General features: G+C 63.7%; 17 protein-coding genes. 11 read left to right on the top strand and 6 right to left on the bottom strand.

The window, feature by feature from the left end:
• Positions 1 to 25: 25 nt before the first annotated feature.
• From V6657_RS13830 to V6657_RS13820, 3 genes are all read left to right on the top strand, one after another.
• Positions 26 to 520 (top strand): NUDIX hydrolase, encoded by a 495-nt coding sequence (locus V6657_RS13830; protein ID WP_048933038.1) that lies wholly within the window; start codon positions 26 to 28, stop codon positions 518 to 520.
• A complete protein-coding gene (mnmA, locus tag V6657_RS13825; protein WP_048933037.1) occupies positions 517 to 1,629 on the top strand; it encodes a tRNA 2-thiouridine(34) synthase MnmA in 1,113 nt (370 codons plus the stop codon). Before V6657_RS13830 ends, mnmA begins: the two co-directional genes overlap by 4 nt.
• A gap of 101 nt (positions 1,630 to 1,730) precedes the next feature.
• Positions 1,731 to 3,329: an FMN-binding glutamate synthase family protein gene (locus V6657_RS13820; RefSeq protein ID WP_048933036.1), complete on the top strand. Its 1,599-nt coding sequence runs from the start codon at positions 1,731 to 1,733 to the stop codon at positions 3,327 to 3,329.
• A gap of 24 nt (positions 3,330 to 3,353) precedes the next feature.
• Here V6657_RS13820 and V6657_RS13815 read toward each other — a convergent pair whose 3' ends face one another.
• Positions 3,354 to 4,385 carry a porin gene (locus V6657_RS13815; protein WP_048933035.1) on the bottom strand — a complete coding sequence of 344 codons (1,032 nt, stop codon included), beginning with the start codon at positions 4,383 to 4,385 and terminating at the stop codon, positions 3,354 to 3,356.
• A 239-nt stretch (positions 4,386 to 4,624) separates the two neighbouring features.
• Here V6657_RS13815 and V6657_RS13810 point away from each other — a divergent pair, with 239 nt between their 5' ends.
• From V6657_RS13810 to V6657_RS13800, 3 genes are read left to right on the top strand one after another with little or no spacing between them, the layout of a single operon-like run.
• Positions 4,625 to 5,485 carry an N-formylglutamate amidohydrolase gene (locus V6657_RS13810; RefSeq protein WP_048933034.1) on the top strand — a complete coding sequence of 287 codons (861 nt, stop codon included), beginning with the start codon at positions 4,625 to 4,627 and terminating at the stop codon, positions 5,483 to 5,485.
• Positions 5,486 to 5,490: 5 nt separating this feature from the next.
• Positions 5,491 to 6,255 carry an IclR family transcriptional regulator gene (locus V6657_RS13805; RefSeq protein ID WP_048933033.1) on the top strand — a complete coding sequence of 255 codons (765 nt, stop codon included), beginning with the start codon at positions 5,491 to 5,493 and terminating at the stop codon, positions 6,253 to 6,255.
• A gap of 35 nt (positions 6,256 to 6,290) precedes the next feature.
• Positions 6,291 to 7,709: an SLC13 family permease gene (locus V6657_RS13800; RefSeq protein ID WP_048933032.1), complete on the top strand. Its 1,419-nt coding sequence runs from the start codon at positions 6,291 to 6,293 to the stop codon at positions 7,707 to 7,709.
• A gap of 30 nt (positions 7,710 to 7,739) precedes the next feature.
• Here the strand turns inward: V6657_RS13800 and V6657_RS13795 are convergent, their stop codons facing one another.
• Positions 7,740 to 8,348, bottom strand: a complete 609-nt coding sequence (locus V6657_RS13795; protein WP_048933031.1) for a glutathione S-transferase N-terminal domain-containing protein — start codon at positions 8,346 to 8,348, stop codon at positions 7,740 to 7,742.
• Between the two features lie 230 nt (positions 8,349 to 8,578).
• On the opposite strand from V6657_RS13795, the gene purB reads away from it, so the two are divergent.
• The 4 genes from purB to V6657_RS13775 all read left to right on the top strand — a co-directional run bounded on the left by purB (position 8,579) and on the right by V6657_RS13775 (position 12,151).
• Complete coding sequence (gene purB / locus V6657_RS13790) at positions 8,579 to 9,958, top strand: adenylosuccinate lyase (RefSeq protein ID WP_048933030.1); 1,380 nt, start codon at positions 8,579 to 8,581, stop codon at positions 9,956 to 9,958.
• A gap of 261 nt (positions 9,959 to 10,219) precedes the next feature.
• Complete coding sequence (locus V6657_RS13785; RefSeq protein ID WP_048933029.1) at positions 10,220 to 10,801, top strand: cytochrome b; 582 nt, start codon at positions 10,220 to 10,222, stop codon at positions 10,799 to 10,801.
• Positions 10,802 to 10,917: 116 nt separating this feature from the next.
• On the top strand, positions 10,918 to 11,496 hold the full coding sequence (locus tag V6657_RS13780; protein WP_048933028.1) for a YceI family protein: 579 nt from the start codon (positions 10,918 to 10,920) through the stop codon (positions 11,494 to 11,496).
• 58 nt (positions 11,497 to 11,554) lie between these two features.
• Positions 11,555 to 12,151, top strand: a complete 597-nt coding sequence (locus V6657_RS13775) for a YceI family protein (protein WP_048933027.1) — start codon at positions 11,555 to 11,557, stop codon at positions 12,149 to 12,151.
• Positions 12,152 to 12,225: 74 nt separating this feature from the next.
• On the opposite strand, the gene V6657_RS13770 is transcribed toward V6657_RS13775, so the two are convergent.
• Genes V6657_RS13770 through V6657_RS13760 form a run of 3 tightly spaced genes read right to left on the bottom strand, consistent with a single transcriptional unit; the run spans position 12,226 to position 16,208 of the window.
• Positions 12,226 to 14,481: a molybdopterin cofactor-binding domain-containing protein gene (locus tag V6657_RS13770; protein ID WP_048933026.1), complete on the bottom strand. Its 2,256-nt coding sequence runs from the start codon at positions 14,479 to 14,481 to the stop codon at positions 12,226 to 12,228.
• Complete coding sequence (locus V6657_RS13765; protein ID WP_048933025.1) at positions 14,482 to 14,955, bottom strand: (2Fe-2S)-binding protein; 474 nt, start codon at positions 14,953 to 14,955, stop codon at positions 14,482 to 14,484.
• On the bottom strand, positions 14,952 to 16,208 hold the full coding sequence (locus V6657_RS13760) for a cytochrome c (RefSeq protein WP_248694659.1): 1,257 nt from the start codon (positions 16,206 to 16,208) through the stop codon (positions 14,952 to 14,954). The genes V6657_RS13765 and V6657_RS13760 overlap by 4 nt, the downstream gene beginning before the upstream one ends.
• A 521-nt stretch (positions 16,209 to 16,729) precedes the next feature.
• Here V6657_RS13760 and V6657_RS13755 point away from each other — a divergent pair.
• Positions 16,730 to 17,356 carry an IS1595 family transposase gene (locus tag V6657_RS13755; protein ID WP_248694658.1) on the top strand — a complete coding sequence of 209 codons (627 nt, stop codon included), beginning with the start codon at positions 16,730 to 16,732 and terminating at the stop codon, positions 17,354 to 17,356.
• A gap of 67 nt (positions 17,357 to 17,423) precedes the next feature.
• Here the strand turns inward: V6657_RS13755 and secF are convergent, their stop codons facing one another.
• Complete coding sequence (secF, locus tag V6657_RS13750; RefSeq protein ID WP_048933024.1) at positions 17,424 to 18,395, bottom strand: protein translocase subunit SecF; 972 nt, start codon at positions 18,393 to 18,395, stop codon at positions 17,424 to 17,426.
• Positions 18,396 to 18,457 lie beyond the last annotated feature (62 nt).

Here is an 18,457-nt window from a genome sequence, read left to right as displayed (position 1 = left end):
GCCTTGTTTTTGTTGCCTTTTTGCCATGAGCCAAGCCGTTCGTTGGAAACCCAGCGTCACCGTTGCCGCCGTCATTGAACAGGACGGGCGCTTCCTGCTGGTGGAGGAGCACACCGATGCCGGTCTGCGCCTGAATCAGCCCGCCGGCCATCTCGACCCGGACGAAAGCCTGGTCGACGCCGTTGCACGTGAAGCGCTGGAAGAAACCACCTACAGCTTTGTGCCGACCGCCTTGCTCGGCTGCTACATGGCGCAGTTCCAACCGCCGGAAGGCGATCCGGTCACTTATGTGCGGATGGCTTTCACCGGCGAACTCGGGCCGCAAGACGTGCGCCGCACGCTTGATGAGGGCATCGTCCGCACGGTCTGGATGACGCCGGAGGAAATCCGCGCCAGCCGCGAGCGCCATCGCAGCCCGCTGCTGCTGGCCTGCGTGGAAGACTATCTCGCCGGCAAGCGCTATCCGCTCGACGTGATTCACACGCACGCCAGCGTGTACGGCTTGGGGACGGAGCAATGAGCAAGAAGCGCGTCGTCGTCGGTATGTCCGGCGGCGTGGATTCCTCCGTCACGGCGTGGCTGCTCAAGCAGCAGGGCTACGAGGTCATCGGCCTGTTCATGAAGAACTGGGAAGACGATGACGACAGCGAATACTGCTCGACCCGACAAGACTGGATCGACGTCGTCTCCGTCGCCGACCTGGTGGGCGTGGATGTGGAGGCGGTCAACTTTGCCGCCGAGTACAAGGACCGCGTGTTCGCGGACTTCCTGCGCGAGTACTCCGCTGGCCGCACGCCCAACCCCGACGTGCTGTGCAACGCCGAGATCAAGTTCAAGGCCTTCCTCGACCACGCGATGGCGCTGGGCGCGGACACGATTGCCACCGGCCACTACGCCCGCGTGCGCGAGGTGGACGGCCGCTTTGAGCTGCTCAAGGCGTTCGACCACACCAAGGACCAGAGCTACTTCCTGCACCGGCTGAATCAGGCGCAGCTCTCGCGCACGCTGTTCCCGCTGGGCGAGATCCCGAAGACGCGCGTGCGCGAGATTGCCGCCGAAATCGGCCTGCCCAACGCCAAGAAAAAGGATTCCACCGGCATCTGCTTCATCGGCGAGCGGCCGTTCCGTGACTTCCTGAACCGCTACCTGCCGACCAAACCGGGCCCGATCAAGACGCCTGACGGCAAGACCATCGGCGAGCACATCGGTCTGGCGTTCTACACGCTGGGGCAGCGCAAGGGCATCGGTATCGGCGGCAGCCGCGACGGCAATGGCGATGCCTGGTACGTGGCGCGCAAGGACATGGCGGCCAACACGCTGTACGTGGTGCAGGGTCACGACCATCCGTGGCTGCTGGCGCATACCGTGCACGCCGATGATCTGAGTTGGGTCGCCGGTCACGCCCCTGCCGAGGGCAGCCACATTGGTGCCAAGACGCGCTACCGCCAGGCCGATGCGCCGTGCACGGTTGTGCGCGCCACCGATGGCGCACTCACGCTGGCCTTCCCCGAGGCGCAGTGGGCTGTGACGCCCGGTCAATCCGCTGTGCTGTACGACGGCGAGATTTGCCTGGGCGGCGGCATCATTGCTTCGGCCGAAGCGGCTGTACCTGAGAGGGCGGTCGCTTAAGCGGTTTTCGCAACAGTCCGTTGTGACGGCTGCGGCCGTCACGCGGGTCGCGCATGGTCGGTTATGCTGGCGCCCTGATTCGTCTCCACACAGGGTTTGTCATGCTGCCTCGTCGCTATTGGGCCTTCGCGGGTGTTGTGCTGTTGTTTGTCATCACCGCCGGGTTCTGGGCCACAGGACACCTGCATTGGGCGTGCGCACTCATCCCGGGTCTGCTGGTGCTGCTGGGTATCTACGACGTCACGCAGACGCGCCACTCGGTGCTGCGCAACTACCCGCTGTGGGGCCACTTCCGCTTCCTGTTCGAGTTCATCCGCCCGGAAATCCGCCAGTACTTCGTTGAGGACGACACCGACGAGCGTCCGTTCTCGCGTGCCCAGCGCAGCATCGTCTACCAGCGCGCCAAGGGCGAAGTCGACAGCCGCCCGTTCGGCACCGAACTGGATGTGAAGATCGCCGGGCACGAGTGGATTGGCCATTCGCTTGCGCCCACGCGCATTGCTTCGGCGGACTTTCGCGTGATGGTGGGCGAGGGGCGTGCCAAGCCGTATTCGATGTCGGTGTTCAACATCTCGGCGATGAGCTTTGGGGCGTTGTCGGGCAACGCCATCCGCGCGCTCAATCGCGGTGCCAAGCTCGGTAACTTCATCCATGACACGGGCGAGGGTTCGATCTCGCCGTACCACCGCGAAGAGGGCGGCGACCTGATCTGGGAAGTCGCCTCAGGCTACTTCGGCTGCCGCGATGCCAATGGTCGCTTTGATCCGGACAAGTTTGCCGAGCAGGCGCGCAGCCCGCAGGTGAAGATGATCGAGGTGAAGCTTTCACAGGGTGCCAAGCCGGGCCACGGCGGTGTGCTGCCGGCGGCCAAGGTCACGCCGGAGATTGCCGCCACGCGCGGTATTCCGATCGGGCAGGCTTGTGTTTCGCCAGCCGCGCATTCGGAGTTCTCAACGCCGCTGGGTCTGCTGCAGTTTGTGGACCGGCTGCGCACGCTGTCGGGCGGCAAGCCCACGGGCTTCAAGCTGTGCATCGGACACCCGTGGGAGTTCTTTGGCATCGTCAAGGCCATGCTGGAGTCGGGCATCTTGCCGGACTTCATCGTCGTCGATGGCGCAGAGGGCGGCACGGGCGCGGCGCCGCTGGAATTTACCGACCACGTGGGCACGCCGCTGCAGGAAGGGCTGCTGCTGGTGCACAACACGCTGGTGGGCGCCAACCTGCGCGACAAGATCAAGATCGGCGCATCGGGCAAGATCGTCACGGCCTTCGACGTGGCCCGCACGCTGGCGATGGGCGCCGACTGGTGCAACGCCGCGCGCGGTTTCATGTTTGCGCTGGGCTGCATTCAGGCGCAGAAATGCCACACCGATCGCTGCCCGACGGGCGTCGCCACGCAGGACAAATCCCGCCAGAAGGCACTGGTGGTGCCGGACAAGGCCGAGCGCGTGCATCAGTACCACGACCACACGCTGCATGCGTTGTTGGAACTGACGCAGGCGGCGGGCTTGCAACATCCGGCGGACTTCCGCGCGCACCATATCGTGCGTCGTGTGTCGGGCAACGAGGTGCAGTTGCTCTCCACGCTGCTCAAGTATCTCGAACCCGGCGATCTGCTCGCCGGGCGGTATCGCTATCAGCTGTACGAGCGCTATTGGCCGATGGCCCAGGCCGAGCGGTTCGACCCGGTGGCGGTGTAACGCGCATCGGGTCGATCGCGTCGATCAGAACAGGTGCTTGATGCCGGCGCCGTAGGTCGTCACCCGGTTGCCGCGCACGTTGGAGTTCGGGTCTTCGCGGTCGAAGAACACGTAGGGCATGGTGCGCTTGCTGAGGTTGTAGCCGTAGCCGATCTGGAGCTTCTTGAGCCGGCCCGCGCGGTCGGTCTGCACGTCGCGCTCCATGTAGTTGGCGGTGATCTGGTGCGCGGTGCCGAACGGCACCGTGAAACCCGCCAACCAGTAGCGCACCTGTGAGCGCGTGGTCATCGTGCCGGCATAGCGATCACGGCCGATCACGGCATAGGTATTGACCACCGTGAAGTTGTAGCCGACGGCCAACTGCACCTTGTCGTTGAAATCATTGGCGACCAAGCCGCCGCGCTTGTCATCCTTCGAGTAGCCGAGGCCCGCAGAGAACGGGCCATTGTCGTAGTTCAGGCCGACGTCGTAGGCGCGCCAGTCGCTCTCGAAGCGCACAGGAGCGGCCGGATTGGCCGGCGGCGTTTCCGGGCCGGCAAAGTACATCCGCGCGCGCAGCGAGAAACCACCGAAATCCGGCGATTGATACCCGAAGGCGTTCGACACGCGGTTGCGCGCATTGAGCACCTTGGTACCGATGGCCGTGGCGCCCGCGTCGTGGATGACGAAATCCGTGATGTGCGTGATCTGCGAATAGATGGGCGAGCCCACTGCCGTGGCCGAATCCAACCGGCCCAGGGCGAACGCACCGAACGCGCCGGTCAACCCCACATAGGCGTTGCGGAACTGCGGGGTGACGGCGGTCCCGTCGTTCGCGTTGAAACCTTGCTCCAACCCGAACACTGCCTTCATGCCGTTGCCCAGGTCTTCCTGGCCGCGCATGCCCCAGCGTGAGGCGTTGTCGGTCTCCTGCGCGGTGGAGCCCTTCGGGCCCTTCTGGATTTCGGCATCGAGATCGACGCGTCCATACAGGGTGACGTCGGCGGCGGCGCTTGGGGTGGCGACCGACATCAGACAGCCGAGTGCCATCAGGCCGGCCGGGGCAAAGCGTTGCATGGGGGTTTCTCCTCTCTGGTTTTATAGAATAAAACAATGTTTCATAAAATCGTGCGGGTGATGGCAATTCGGTGTCAAGTGTGGGCATATGGGTGATTTCCCGTAAACGGCTGTGGTAGATAAGTGAAGCTCAAGCTAGGCTGTTTACGGGATAACCCGTGTTGTCAGGATGCACCGCGCACTGCCACACTTCGGTTTCATTAAATAAAACGGTGTTTCAAAAACGCTGCGCTTGTTCGATGTCGATGCCGTCTCCCTCCGCCTTCCACCTCACGCTGCCGCAGGTGCCTGCCATGCCTGTCGTTTTCGATTCGCCGCATAGCTCGCGAGCGTTTCCCGAGGGCTTTGCGACCGTGGCGCCCGAAGAGGCGCTGCTGACCACGTGGGATGCGTATGTCGACGAGTTGTGGGCTGGGGTGCCGGAGCAGGGCGGTACGTTGCTGGCGGCAGCGTTTCCGCGGGCGTACATCGATGCCAACCGCTCGATCAACGACATCGACGCGGCGCTGCTGGCCGAGCCGTGGCCCACACCGCTACAGCCGGAGTCGTACACCGCGCGCGGCATGGGGCTGATCCGCCGGTTTGCGCTGCCCGGCGTGCCGATGTATGACACGCCGCTCTCGCTGGCTGAGGTACGTGCGCGCATCGACCACTACTACCTGCCGTATCGCGCGGCACTGGAAGCGGCGCTCGACGGTGCGTGGCAGCAGTTCGGCCATGTCTGGCACGTCGACTGCCATTCGATGAAGTCGCGCGGCAACGCCATGAACGAAGACAACGGCGCGCTGCGCCCGGATGCGGTCGTGAGCGATCGCAGCGGCACCAGCGCTGATCCGGCGTTCACTGCGTGGGTGGCCGACACACTGCGCGCGCTGGGCTTTCGTGTGCAGATCAACGACCCATATCGCGGTGGCGATCTGGTGCGCAGCTATGGCGATCCAGCAGCGCACCGGCACAGCATCCAGATCGAACTGAACCGCGCGCTCTATATGGATGAAGCCACCTGCGAGAAGCACGATGGCTTCGCGGCTTTGCGTGGACAACTGACCCGTTTCGTGGAAGCCTTGCGCGGCTACGTAAACGAACAGATCAAGGGTTAGGTGCCATGAGCTACATCGTCGAATCGGTCGACAGCGCGTTGTCGTTGCTGACGCTGGTGGCGGAACATCCGGGGCTCGGGGTGACCGAGCTGTCCAACCGCCTCGGCATCAACAAGTCGCGCGCGTTCCGCCTGCTGCATACGCTGGAGGCGCACCGCTTCGTCATTCTCGATGCCAAGACGTCGACCTACGCGCTCGGCCCGCAGGCCTTCGTGGTGGGTGTGGCTGCTGCCGCGCAGGATGCCGTGGTGCGCACCGCGCATCGGCACATGCTGCTGCTCAACCAGCAGGTGAACGAGACCGTCATCCTGCGCGTGCGCGAAGGACAGGAGACCGTGTGTGTGGCGCGCTGCGAGACCTCGCACGAGATGCGCATCATCGGCCGCGTTGGCAACCGCCGCCCGCTGTGGTACGGCGCGGCCGGCAAGGTGCTGCTGGCGTTTGCCCCGCAAGAGGTGCGCGCGCAGTACCTCAGCAAGGTCAAGCAGATGGCGGCTGAATCCCTTGGCCCTGAACCGCAGGTCATTGCCGAGCAGATCGCCGCCGTCCAGCAGAAGGGTTACGCCACCAGCTTTGCCGAAGTCACGCCGGGCGCCGCGGCCGTGTCCGTGCCGGTGCGCGACGTGAGCGGCATGGCCGTCGCCGCGCTCAGCATTTCGGGGCCGGACACGCGCATCACCGCGCGCGACGTGCCGCAATTGCTTGAACCACTGCTGGCCTGCGCTGCAAGCATCGGCCGCGAGCTTGGCTACAACCCGCCACCCCCCTGATTCTTCAATAACGATCCGCCGCAGGAGCCAATTGCATGTCCGCCACCCTGGAGACCGAACGCGTAGAAACGCAACGCCCGCACGCCGGGTTCATGCACCCGATTGTGATGATGCTGTGGGTCATGCTCGCAGCCATCTGCATGACCTACCTTGTGGACGCGGGCAAGTTCGAGCGCAAGGGCAAGCTGGTGGTGCCGGGCACGTATCAGCTGGTGCCGAAGGTGGCGGGGTTGCCGGAGCTGACCTCGCCGATGCCGCACAAGAGCACGCCGGCCGAGGCGCATGCGGCCAGCGTGGTCGGTGCGGTGATGGCGATTCCGCAGGGGCTCATCAAGAGCGCGCCGCTGGTGTTCATGGTGATGTTCGTGGGCGGCATGTTCGGCGTGATGCGCCGCACCGGCGTGATCGACGCAGGCATTGATCGCTTGCTGCAGATCACGGGCGGCAACATCTATCGCCTCGCGCCCGCCGTGATGATCGTGCTCGGTCTGGGCAGCAGCTTCCTGGGGCTGATCTCCGAATACCTGGTGGTGATTCCCATCGTGGTGGCCATGGCGCGACGGCTCGGCCTGAACGAGTTGTACGGGCTGGCGCTGGTGACCATTGCCGCCAAGGTTGGCTACATCGCTTCGGTCACCAACCCGCTGGCGCTGCCGATTGCGCAGCCGCTGGCCGGCGTGCCGCTGTTCTCGGGCATCGACATGCGCCTGGCCGTGTTCGTCGTCTTCATGACCATCGGCATCGGCTACTGGCTTTGGCGCGTGCGCCGCTCGGGGCAGGTGACGACCTATGTGCCGACCGAGCACAAGCGCTTGTCGCGCAGCCACGTGGCCGTGCTGCTCGTGCTGCTGGCATCGAGCGTGATGATGATCGTCGGCACCCGCCTGTGGAGCTGGCACAACGTTGAACTCGCCGCGTTCTACATCGTCATGGCCATGGCGATTGCGCTGGCGGGGCGGCTCGAGTCGCGCGTGGCATCGGAGGCGTTTGTCGACGGCATGAAGGGGATGATGCTGGCCGGCCTGCTGATCGGGCTCGCCTCTGCCGTCGAGCTGATTCTGCAGAACAGCCTGGTGCTCGACACCATCATCCACAGCCTCACGCGCCTCACGCAGGACAGCGCGCGCCCAGTGGTGGCCGGCGGCATCATGGTCATGGAGATGATTCTCGACGTGTTCATGCCGTCGCTGTCGGGCAAGGCGGCGGTAAGCATGCCGATCCTGGCACCGATTGCACACCTGTCGGGTGTGAGCGGGCAGACCACCGTGCTGGCGTTCCTGATGGGTGGCGGCCTGATGAATATGATCACGCCCACCTCGGGCATGCTGCTGGCCTACCTGGCAACCGCGCGCGTCAACTACGGCCAGTGGGTGGCCTTCATCTTCCCGCTGTTTGCGGTGCTGTTTGTGCTGTCGCTGCTGGTGCTGGGCGTGGCGGTCGAGATCGGTTACTGAACCTCGTCACCGTCACGGATAGGGGCGGGCTTACTGCGGCTGGGTTTCGATGAAACTCGGCCGCTTTTCCATGCGCGTGTAGAACGCGGCCAGGTTGGCGTGGCGCTCGCGCCAGTCGATCTGCGGCTGGCGGAAATCCAGATAGCCAAGCGCGCAGCCAACACAGATGTCGGCCAGCGTCAGGTGGTTGCCGTTGCACCAGGTCTTGTCGGCCAGACCCTGCGACATGGCCTTGAGCGCGTCGTCGATCTTGTGGTTCTGGCGCGCCAGCCAGGTGTCACTGCGCTGCTCGGGCGTGCGTTGCGTGTGTTCGATGCGCAGCATGAGCGCGGCGTCGAGCAGGCCGTCGGCCAGCGCTTCCCAGCAGCGCACTTCCACGCGCTCGCGGCCCGCCGGCGGGATCAGGCGTGCCACCGGCGACAGCGTGTCGGCATATTCGGCAATCACGCGTGAATCGAACAGGGCGCCGCCGTCGTCCATCACCAGGCAGGGCACCTTGCCCAGCGGGTTGAACTGGTGGATCTGCGTGTCGGCGCTCCAGACGTCTTCCAGCACGAACTGGCAGTCGATTTTCTTTTCGGCCAGCACCACACGCACCTTGCGGGTGTACGGGCTGGCGTGGGATCCGATCAGTTTCATAGGCATGTCATGTTGGAGGCGGAAGTATAGCTGCGCACTTTCCTGCGTGCTCTTGGCGGCGCTTCAACCAAACGGAGGCTTGCCAAGGTCCCGGATTGGCCCTGAGACCGGCGTGCCGGGTGGTAAAATCGCGGGCTCGCTGGGGTGCGCATATGCACCTTGGTTCAACGCTCGATGCAGCGTCCGGGTTGTCCGGATTGAGATTCCCTTCACATTTTTCCCCACCTGCCATGTCGTCGCTTTCTGCACTGACCGCTCTGTCTCCCATCGATGGCCGCTATGCCGCCAAGGCCGATCCGCTGCGCGAGTGGCTGTCGGAAGCCGCTTTCATGCGCAACCGCGTGAAGGTGGAGGTGCACTGGCTGATTGCCCTGTCGCAGGCCGGCCTGGCTGAAATCCCGCGTTTCTCGGCCGAGGCCGAGCAAGCCCTCCTGGCCCTGGTCGAGAACTTTGCCGAGGCAGACGCCGCCCGCATCAAAGAGATTGAGGCCGTCACCAACCATGATGTGAAGGCCGTCGAGTACTGGATGAAGGAGCGCGTGAAGGGCAACGCCGAGTTGGAAGCCGCCAGCGAGTTCATCCACTTCGCCTGCACGTCCGAAGACATCAACAACACCTCGCACGGCATGATGCTCAAGGGCGCGCGCGACGCCGTCGTCGTACCGGCGCTGCGTCGTGTGCAGGCCCGCCTGGTGGAACTGGCTCACGCCAACGCCGATGTGTCGATGCTCTCGCGCACGCACGGCCAGCCGGCCAGCCCGACCACGCTGGGCAAGGAAATGGCCAACGTGGCGGCCCGCCTGGACCGCGCCATCCGCCGCATCGAAGCCGTGGAACTGCTCGGCAAGATGAACGGCGCGGTGGGCAACTACAACGCGCACCTGTCGGCGTATCCGCAACTGGATTGGGAAGCCTTCTCGAAAAATGTGATCGAGAGCCGCCTTGGCTTGACGTTCAACCCGTACACCATCCAGATCGAGCCGCACGACTACATGGCCGAGTTGTTTGATGCCGTGGCGCGCGCGAACACCATCATCCTGGACCTGGACCGCGACGTCTGGGGCTACATCTCGCAGGGCTACTTCAAGCAGAAGACCAAAGCCGGCGAGATCGGCTCGTCGACCATGCCGCACAAGGTCAACCCGATCGACTTTGAAAACTCCGAAGGCAACGTCGGCCTGGCCAACGCGGTGCTGCGCCACCTGTCGGAAAAGCTGCCGGTGTCGCGCTGGCAGCGTGACCTGACGGATTCGACCGTGCTGCGCAACATCGGCGTGGCCTTCGGCTACAGCCTGCTGGCCTACGACGCCTGCCTGCGCGGTCTGGGCAAGCTGGAAACCAACCCGTCGCGCCTGGCGGAAGACCTGGACAACTGCTGGGAAGTGCTGGCCGAGCCGGTGCAGACCGTGATGCGCCGCTACGGCATTGCCAACCCGTACGAGCAGCTCAAGGAGCTGACGCGCGGTAAGGGCATCTCGCGCGAGGCGCTGCGTGAATTCATCGGCACGCTGGCGATTCCCGAAGACGCCCGCCAGCTGCTGCTGGACATGACGCCCGGCAGCTACATCGGCAAGGCAGAAGAACTGGCACGCCGCATCCGCAACGCCTGATCGTTCCGAAAATTTGGTGGCTGCACTGAAAACAGCCTTCTCCGTACAGCTACGGAGGAGGCTGTTTTGCTATGCCGGCTCTGTAGAATATGCCGTCTGGGCGAGTTGATCGGCACATTTGTTTCATCAAAAAATTTGAATTTCTCGGTGAACTTTGGGTTGTCCTGCCCGATCAGATCGCTCCAATAATGCACAAACATTTGGCGCTGTGGTCTTATCCACAGACGCCGCATACCGAGCGTCCTACAACCGAGGGAACCGATGTCGCAAGCCGCCCAACCGAATCTCGCCGCCAGCGCCGCTGTGGATGACGGCGCCTATGGCAAGCCCGCCATCGCGCTGCACTGGATCATCGCGCTGCTGATCTTCGCCGCGTTCGGGCTCGGTCTGTACATGACCGATATCCCCGGCTTTACGCCGACCAAGCTCAAGCTGTACTCGTATCACAAGTGGATCGGCATCACCGTGCTGATCTTTGCCGTACTGCGCGTGCTGTGGCGCCTGACGCATCCGGCGCCGGGCCCGGTGAAAGGCATGCCGGCATGGCAGCACAAGGCAGCGGAAAGCGCGCACATCGTGTTGTATCTGCTGATCCTGGCGGTGCCGCTCACCGGTTACCTGCTAAGCGTGGCGGCGGGCATCAAGGTGGTCTATCTCGGTGTGTGGGAAATGCCCATGCCGTTCGACAAGAGCGACATGCTGAAGGACCTCTTCCACGAAGCCCATGAGTGGCTGAACTGGACCATGGCCACGATTGTCGTGCTGCACATCCTGGCCGCGCTCAAGCACCACATCATTGACCGCGATGGCACGCTGCGCCGCATGCTGCCTTTCCTGCGCTGAATTCGTGCGCTGATCTGATCGTTCTGCTTTCCAGCGCACCGGCGTGTGCCGGTGCCCTTGCTTCCCATCCTGACCAAGACCGCCGGCACGACCGGCCTGACCGAAGGAGTCTGAAGATGAAACGTTTTGTGCGCCCCCGCGCTATCGCCCTGGTTGCCGCCGGCGCGCTGTCGATCGCCGCGGTGTCGGTATCGGTGTCAGCCATGGCCCAGGTGGATGCCGCCAAGAGCAGCGTCACCGCCACCGGCAAACAGCTCGGCGTGCCGATGGACATCAAGTTCGGTAAGTTCGATGCCGCCGTGAACTACAACCCGGCCAACGTGGCAGCGTCCACGGCCAAGGTCGATATCGATATCAACAGCGTCGACGTGGGCAGCAAGGAATACAACGACGAGCTGAAGAAAAAGGATTGGTTTAACGCCGCCCAGTACCCGAAGGCCACCTTCGTGTCGTCGGCGTTCAAGCCGGGCGCCAATGGCAAGGTGGACGTGGTCGGCAAGCTGACCATCAAGGGCGTCACGCAAGACGTGACTGCGCCTTTCACCTTCAAGCAGGAAGGCGCCAACCAGATCTTTGAAGGCGCGCTTCCCGTCAAGCGCAATGCATTCAAGGTCGGCGACGGTGAGTGGAAGGACACCTCCGTCGTTGCCGATGACGTGACGATCAAGTTCCGCGTCGTCATCGCCAAGAAGTAATTCACCCCAACGTTTGTTTTTGCCTTCGTTTCAGCCCCTGTTACCTGCTGGAGTTCACATGAAATTGCGTACCCTCGTTGCTGCCCTGTCCGCTGTTGCCGCCACCGCCGCATTTGCTGCACCGGCCACGTACCAACTGGACCCGACCCACACCTACCCGAGCTTTGAGGCCGATCACATGGGTGGCCTGTCGAAGTGGCGCGGCAAGTTTGACAAGTCCAGCGGCACCTTTACGCTGGATCGCGAAGCCAAGAAGGGCTCCATCGACGTGACCGTGCAGACCGACAGCATCAGCTTCGGCCTGCCCAAGATGGACGAGCACGCCAAGAGCGCAGAGATGTTCGACGTGGCCAAGTTCCCGACGGCCACCTTCAAGAGCACCGACATCAAGTTCAAGGGTGATGTGCCGACGGAAGCCGTGGGCCAACTCACGCTGCATGGCGTGACCAAGCCGGCCACGCTGAAGATCAATGCGTTCAAGTGCATGCCGCACCCGATGATGAAGGTTGAGGTATGCGGCGCCGATGCTGAACTCACGTTCAACCGTGACGAGTTTGGTGTCGACTACGGCAAGAAGTACGGTTTCAACATGGAAACCAAGCTGAAGATTCAAGCAGAAGGCCTGAAGCAGGACACCAGCGTCGCCAAGCAATAAGCGCCACGCGCAGCAATAAAAACGCCCCGGCTTTCAAGGCCGGGGCGTTTTTGTTAGTACGTTCGGTCTGCGTGTTAGGCCTTCAACAGCGCGCGAATCGACTCGGGGTTGAACGGCAGGGTGCGCGGTCGTACGCCCACGGCGTCATACACGGCGCTGGCAATGGCGGAGGGAATGACCGCACAGGTTGGCTCGCCGGCGCCCACGAGGGGCTGGTCCGGCCGGTCGACCAGCACCACGTCCACCTGCGCCGGCAGCTCGGGGAACTTGAGCAAGCGGTACGTGAGCCAATCGAGGCTGGTCACGGCTGACGGCGAGAAGTTGATCTCTTCGAACAGCGTCCGGCTGATGGTCTGAACGACTTCGCCTTCCACCTGGTTGCGCACCCCGTCAGGATTGACGACGAGACCGCAGTCGTGTGCCACCGTGACTTTGCCCACCTGAATGACGCCGGTGGTGCGGTCCACTTCCACTTCAATGACGGCGGCCACGAACGCATTGTTCGGCTCGTAGCGCACACAGGCCATGCCGCGGCCACGGGCGATGTTGCCGCTGGGCTGGGTCGAGAACAACGGGCGGCGCACCCATCCGGAGCGCTTTTCCACCGCATCCACGACCGCCTTGATGCGCGGTTCGGACAGGTGGCGCAACCGGAATTCGATCGGGTCGGCTTTGGCGGCCACCGACAGTTCGTCCATGAACGACTCGTTCGCATACGTGTGCTGGAGCCGGCCGGGGCCACGCAGCCATGCGGGGCGCAGCGGTGCGCGCGCATAGCGGTTGACCACGACGCTGGCGTTGGGCAGCTCGTAGGGCGCGACCATGTTGAATTCCATGCCGCCGGGGTTGTCGGGCGGCTCGGCCAAGGTTGCGGAGCGGGTCAGTTCGCCAGCCAGCAAGGGCACGTCGACACTGCCTGAAGCGCGATGCGGCACCCACGACGTGTACTGCCACGCCTGAATCCGGCCCTGGTCGTCGAGTGTGCCTGCCACATCGGAGATGACCGGCGGGCCCTTCGGGTCCCAGCCGTGCTCGTCGTCACGCATCCACTGCACGCGCACGGGTTGCCCGATGGCCTTGGAGAGCAGGGCGGCTTCCGCAGCGGCGTCTTCGTGGCCATTGCGGCCGTAGCAGCCGGCGCCTTCCACGTAGATCAGGCGCACATCGCCCTTGTCCATCTTCAACATCCTGGCGATCTGGTCGCGCGTCAGATGCGGTGATTGCGTGGCCGACCAGACGGTCAGCTTGCCGTCGCGGTAATCGCCAATCGCGCAGGAGGGGCCGATCGAGCCATGTGTCTGAAACGGCCACGCATACGTGGCGCGAATGGCCTTGCCCTTGCTGATCTCTGCAGCGGCCTGACCGGTTTCCTTCACCTTGCCCTGATCGTGCAGCGGGAGGGCGCGCACGGCGTCGTACAGCTTGGCTTGCTCGGGGAGCCCCTTCCAGTCGGACCACGTGGCCTTCAGTGCGCGGGCGGCGCGGATGGCCGCCCATTCGTCGCTGGCGATCACGGCCAGCAGGTTGCCCACACGCACCGTGCGCAGGAAGCCCGGCACTTTCTTGGCGTGCGTGTCGTCCACGGTTTCCAACTGCGCGCCGTAGGCGTCAGGGTGGATCACGCGTGCGTGCACCATGCCGTCGACCTTCACGTCCTGCATGAAGGTGAAGTCGGCAAAGACCTTCGTGCGCACGTCGTCGCGCTTGATCGGTTTGCCCACGAGCTTGTAGTCGGCTGGCTTCTTGAGCGGTGCCTTGGGGTCGAGGTTGAGTGACAGCGGGTGTGCGGCCAGTAGCTTGTGATACGGCGTGCCCTGCGTGTCCGCCGCGCCACGGAAGGCGAGGCCGTTCTCCAGGCGCACATCGGCCGGCGCCATGCGATACGCACGCCCTGCCACTTCGCGGATGGCCGCTGCCGCCGTGGCGGCAGCCTGGCGCAACTGCGGGCCCGCATTGGACACCGACAGTGAGCCGATGGTGGCCCCCTGATCGACCGTCATGGCCGTATCGCCCTGCACGACGCGCACGCGGTCGATCGGAAACTCCAGCTCTTCGGCCACCATCTGCGCCAGCGCGGTGGTGTTGCCAGTGCCCAGGTTGACCTTGCCCGTATAGAGCGTGAGCGCGCCATCGCCTTCCAGTACGAGGAAGGCATCGACGCGCGTGGCATCGAGGGACTTGGCCTTGGCGAGCGGTGCGGCGCTTTCCTCGGTGATCTCGCCCAGGACGCGGGCCATGGCCAGCCCCGAGAACGAGAAACCAACAGCAAGCGCGGCCCCTTGCTTGAGAAAGTGCCGACGGGAGAACGAAGTGGATTCATTGACGCGCATTTAGGCCTCGCTGGCTTTGAGGATGGCGCGGACGATCCGCATGTGCGTGCCGCAGCGGCACAGGTTGGAGGCGAGCGCTTCCTTGACCTGGGCCTCCGTCGGCTTCGGGTTGGTGTTGAGCAGCGAGCGTGCGGCGATCAGCATGCCGTTGATGCAGTAGCCGCATTGCACCGCTTGTTCGTCAATGAAGGCTTGCTGCAGCGGATCGGGTTTCTCCGGCGTGCCCATGCCTTCGAGCGTGGTGATGGGGCGCCCGGCCGCGGCGGCAACCGGCAGCACGCACGAGCGTTGCACCACGCCGTCGATCAGCACGGAGCAGGCGCCGCATTGGCCGAGTCCGCAGCCGAAGCGCGGTCCCTTGAGCGAGAGAGTATTGCGCAGCGCATACAGCAGCGGCATCTCGGGCGAGACATTGACGTCAACCACCTTTCCGTTGACGTGCAGGGTGATGGGAGTCGAAGTCGAGGTGGTCATTTGTCGTGTCCGGTTTGCTCGCGCAGTGTCTTGACGTCGCGGGCGGCGACGGCGGGCGCCTGGTTGCCCCAACTGTTGCGCGTGAAGGTCAGCGCATCGGCGATCTGGGCGTCGGTGAGCGCGTGGCGATGCGCGGGCATCGGATAGGGCGCGGGAACACCGTCAATCACCAGCGCTTCCGTGCCGTTCAGGGTGACGTTAATAAGGGAGACCGGGTTGCCTTCCAGCACGTTGGGGTTGCCCGCCAGCGGCGACAGCCACGGCGCGGTGCCCTTGCCGTTGGGCAGGTGGCAGGACACGCAGTAGTTCTGATACACCTGCGCGCCGTGCGCCATCACCTTCGGATCGACGGGGCCATGCTGTGGGATTGCCGTGCCCGCGGCGGCCAGGGATTTCAGGTAGACCGCCATCGCGGCCAGATCCTGGTCGGTCATCCACTGCGTGCTGTTGTTGATGACCTCGGTCATCGGCCCGAATGCGGTGGCGTGCGAGTTGGCACCGGTCTTCAGGAAATCCACGATGTCCTGGGCACTCCACTTGCCGATGCCCGTGGTGGGGTTGGACGTCAGGTTGGACGCGAACCAGCCGCCCAGCTGCGCGCCAGACAGGTAGGCACCGCCACGCTGATCGAGCGCTTTTTCCTGCAGGCCGATGCCGCGCGGCGTATGGCAGGTGCCGCAATGGCCCAGGCCCTGCACCAGATAGGCGCCACGGTTCCACTCGACGCTGTTCTCGGGAATGGGCTTGAAGCGCTCGGTATCGAGAAACACCAGGTTCCACAGCTTGAGCGGCCAGCGCATCTGCAGCAGCTTGGGAATCTCGGGCGCGAGATTGGCCTGCTTCACGGGCGCCACGCCGTGCATGAAGTACGCGTACAGGGCCGAGATATCTTCGTCCGAGACCTTGCTGTATGACGGATACGGCATGGCCGGGTAAAGGTTGTGCCCATCCTTGGCGACGCCCTCACGCACGGCGCGTGCGAAATCCTGCTCGGTATAGCGGCCGATGCCAGTTTCCGGGTCGGGCGTGATGTTGGTGGCGAAGATGGAGCCCAGCATGGGCACCGCCATCTTCAAGCCGCCCGCAAAGGGCGCTGCGCCCTTAGCCGGGGAGGTATGGCAGGCAACGCAGTCGCCCGCCTGCGCGAGGTAGCGCCCGCGCTCGATCAGCGTTTGATCGGGCACCGGTTGACTGGCTTTGGCGATGCCGATGGTGCTCAGCAGCACGAGTATTGCGGGGAGTAGGGTTCTCAACGGCCTGTCCTTTGTCGAAATCTGCCGCGACTTTCCCAACTGCGGAGAAAGCCATTGCCGAATGTGACGCGCCGCATTGGCGTGCTATGAAAGCCGGGAGAGGCGACAGGAGCGACAGGCGGGGTTCGGTAGGGTGTTGCGCTTTCGGGAGTCCGATCTGCCATGCGGGAAGGCCGCTCGAATCGGCCGGGGCACGTGGGGAGCGCGTCCACCCGAGACTGTGCGGGATCGCTGCGACTTCCGAAATCGGAAAAGTCCGATATGCAGGTGTGATGTGGCGCCGAGTTGCCAGAGCGGCGTCGGTGGAGCTGCCAAAGAAAAGGTAATGCCTAACCAAACTGGACCAAATCTGAGAGGATTTGGCGATGAAAAGGTGTCCGGAGTGTGGGTACACGAGGGCATACCAGCTGGGTGATGGCAGGCGCAAATGTCAGCGCTGCGGTCACCGATATCGCTGGCGCAGTGCCTGGGATGCGAGCCGTCTGTCTGGGCGGGTCAAGCACGAACTACTGCAGCGGTTTGTGTGGGGCGTACCGGTCTATCGCCAGCGCTTTGGTAGCACCGTCAGCCGCCCAGCGATTGAGCGCTTTTACCGTTTGATCCGCGCCTGCATGGCCGCCCAGGAACAGTTGCGTGAGCCATTCACCGGCGCACTGGAGTGCGACGAAACCACGTTTGGCGGGGCTCGGCACGGCAAACGCGGCTGGGGAGCGGCCGGCAAGGTAGTGGTCTTCGGCATCGTCAAGCGCAATGGCGAAGTGAAGGCGGCACCGATCGCCCAGCACGACCAAGCAGCCATCATGGAGCAGATCCAAGCCCACACGCGTGAAGGCTCGCTGTACTACTACACCGATGCCTGGCAGGCCTATGCCACCTTACGGCTACGAGGCGATCACGTGGTGGTGCGCAAGGAGAAAGGCAGGCCTGTTGGCCGAGACCACATCAACGGCATCGAGGGCTTCTGGAGCTACGCCAAAAACTGGCTCTATCCTTACCGGGGCGTGCCTCGCAAACACTTCCATCTTTACCTAGGGGAAGTTTGCTGGCGTTTCAACCACCGCGATCAGGACTTGAAACCGTTGCTGCTCAAGCTTCTGCAGGCAACGGCTCTGTCTGATATCGAGCCTGTTCTGGTCCAGATTCGTTAGGCATTACCAAAGAAAAAGCCCCGCAATCGCGGGGCTTTTCTTGCTGCCTGAACGGCTGGCGAGGTGCTCAGACCTGCGCGCCGAAGTTTGGATCGTCTTCCTTCGGGCCGCCGGCCTTCTTGTCGGCCTTGACCAGGTCTTCGCGCTTGACGCCCAGCCACATGCACAGCGCGGCCGCCACGAATACCGACGAATAGATACCGAACAAGATACCGATGGTCAGCGCCAGGGCGAAGTAGTGCAGCGTCGGGCCGCCGAACACCAGCATCGACAGCACCATCATTTCGGTCGAGCCGTGGGTGATGATCGTGCGCGAGATGGTGCTGGTAATCGCGTGGTCGATCACCTCGTGCGTGTTCATCTTGCGGTACTTGCGGAACGCCTCGCGAATCCGGTCGAAGATCACGACCGACTCGTTCACCGAGTAGCCCAGCACCGCCAGGATGCCGGCCAGCACCGACAGCGAGAACTCCCACTGGAAGAACGCGAAGAAGCCCAGGATGATGACCACGTCGTGCAGGTTGGCGATGATGCCCGCCACTGCAAACTTCCACTCGAAGCGGATCGACAGGTAGATGACGATGCCGATCACCACGAACAGCAGCGCCAGCAGGCCGTCGGTGGCGAGTTCCTTGCCGACCTGCGGGCCGACAAATTCAACGCGCTGCAGCTTGGCGTCGGGGTTGGTGGCGTTCAGGGCCGTCATGACCTGCTGGCTCTGCACGGCCGACGCGATGGGCTTGCCATCCGGACCATTCTTGAGCGGCAGGCGGATCATCACGTCGCGCGAGGTGCCGAAATTCTGCACCTGGGCATCGGCATAGCCGAGCTTCTCGACGTCGGCGCGGACCTTCGGCAGATCAGCGGCCTGGGTGTAGGCGACTTCCATCACCGTACCGCCGGTGAATTCCACCGACAGGTGCAGCCCTTTGTGGAACAGGAAGAAGACGGCGGCGATAAACGTGATGAACGACACGGCGTTGAGAACCAACGCGTGCTTCATGAACGGAATATCGCGGCGGATGCGGAAAAACTCCATGGTCTGCCCTTTGTGGCAACCGGCCCGAATCGGAACCCGAGGGCGCGGACCGGTGCCGGTTA

The sequence above is a fragment of the Ralstonia sp. RRA genome (assembly GCF_037023145.1).
GTDB lineage: Bacteria > Pseudomonadota > Gammaproteobacteria > Burkholderiales > Burkholderiaceae > Ralstonia.
This window is presented reverse-complemented; position numbering and strand designations above follow the sequence as displayed.

Coding starts and splice junctions, on each gene's coding strand:
- secF (WP_048933024.1), bottom strand. CDS start 18,395: ATGGAGTTTTTCCGCATCCGCCGCGATATTCCGTTCATGAAGCACGCG.
- mnmA (WP_048933037.1), top strand. CDS start 517: ATGAGCAAGAAGCGCGTCGTCGTCGGTATGTCCGGCGGCGTGGATTCC.
- V6657_RS13785 (WP_048933029.1), top strand. CDS start 10,220: ATGTCGCAAGCCGCCCAACCGAATCTCGCCGCCAGCGCCGCTGTGGAT.
- V6657_RS13775 (WP_048933027.1), top strand. CDS start 11,555: ATGAAATTGCGTACCCTCGTTGCTGCCCTGTCCGCTGTTGCCGCCACC.
- purB (WP_048933030.1), top strand. CDS start 8,579: ATGTCGTCGCTTTCTGCACTGACCGCTCTGTCTCCCATCGATGGCCGC.
- V6657_RS13815 (WP_048933035.1), bottom strand. CDS start 4,385: ATGCAACGCTTTGCCCCGGCCGGCCTGATGGCACTCGGCTGTCTGATG.
- V6657_RS13780 (WP_048933028.1), top strand. CDS start 10,918: ATGAAACGTTTTGTGCGCCCCCGCGCTATCGCCCTGGTTGCCGCCGGC.
- V6657_RS13795 (WP_048933031.1), bottom strand. CDS start 8,348: ATGAAACTGATCGGATCCCACGCCAGCCCGTACACCCGCAAGGTGCGT.
- V6657_RS13800 (WP_048933032.1), top strand. CDS start 6,291: ATGTCCGCCACCCTGGAGACCGAACGCGTAGAAACGCAACGCCCGCAC.
- V6657_RS13805 (WP_048933033.1), top strand. CDS start 5,491: ATGAGCTACATCGTCGAATCGGTCGACAGCGCGTTGTCGTTGCTGACG.
- V6657_RS13770 (WP_048933026.1), bottom strand. CDS start 14,481: ATGCGCGTCAATGAATCCACTTCGTTCTCCCGTCGGCACTTTCTCAAG.
- V6657_RS13820 (WP_048933036.1), top strand. CDS start 1,731: ATGCTGCCTCGTCGCTATTGGGCCTTCGCGGGTGTTGTGCTGTTGTTT.
- V6657_RS13830 (WP_048933038.1), top strand. CDS start 26: ATGAGCCAAGCCGTTCGTTGGAAACCCAGCGTCACCGTTGCCGCCGTC.
- V6657_RS13765 (WP_048933025.1), bottom strand. CDS start 14,955: ATGACCACCTCGACTTCGACTCCCATCACCCTGCACGTCAACGGAAAG.
- V6657_RS13810 (WP_048933034.1), top strand. CDS start 4,625: ATGTCGATGCCGTCTCCCTCCGCCTTCCACCTCACGCTGCCGCAGGTG.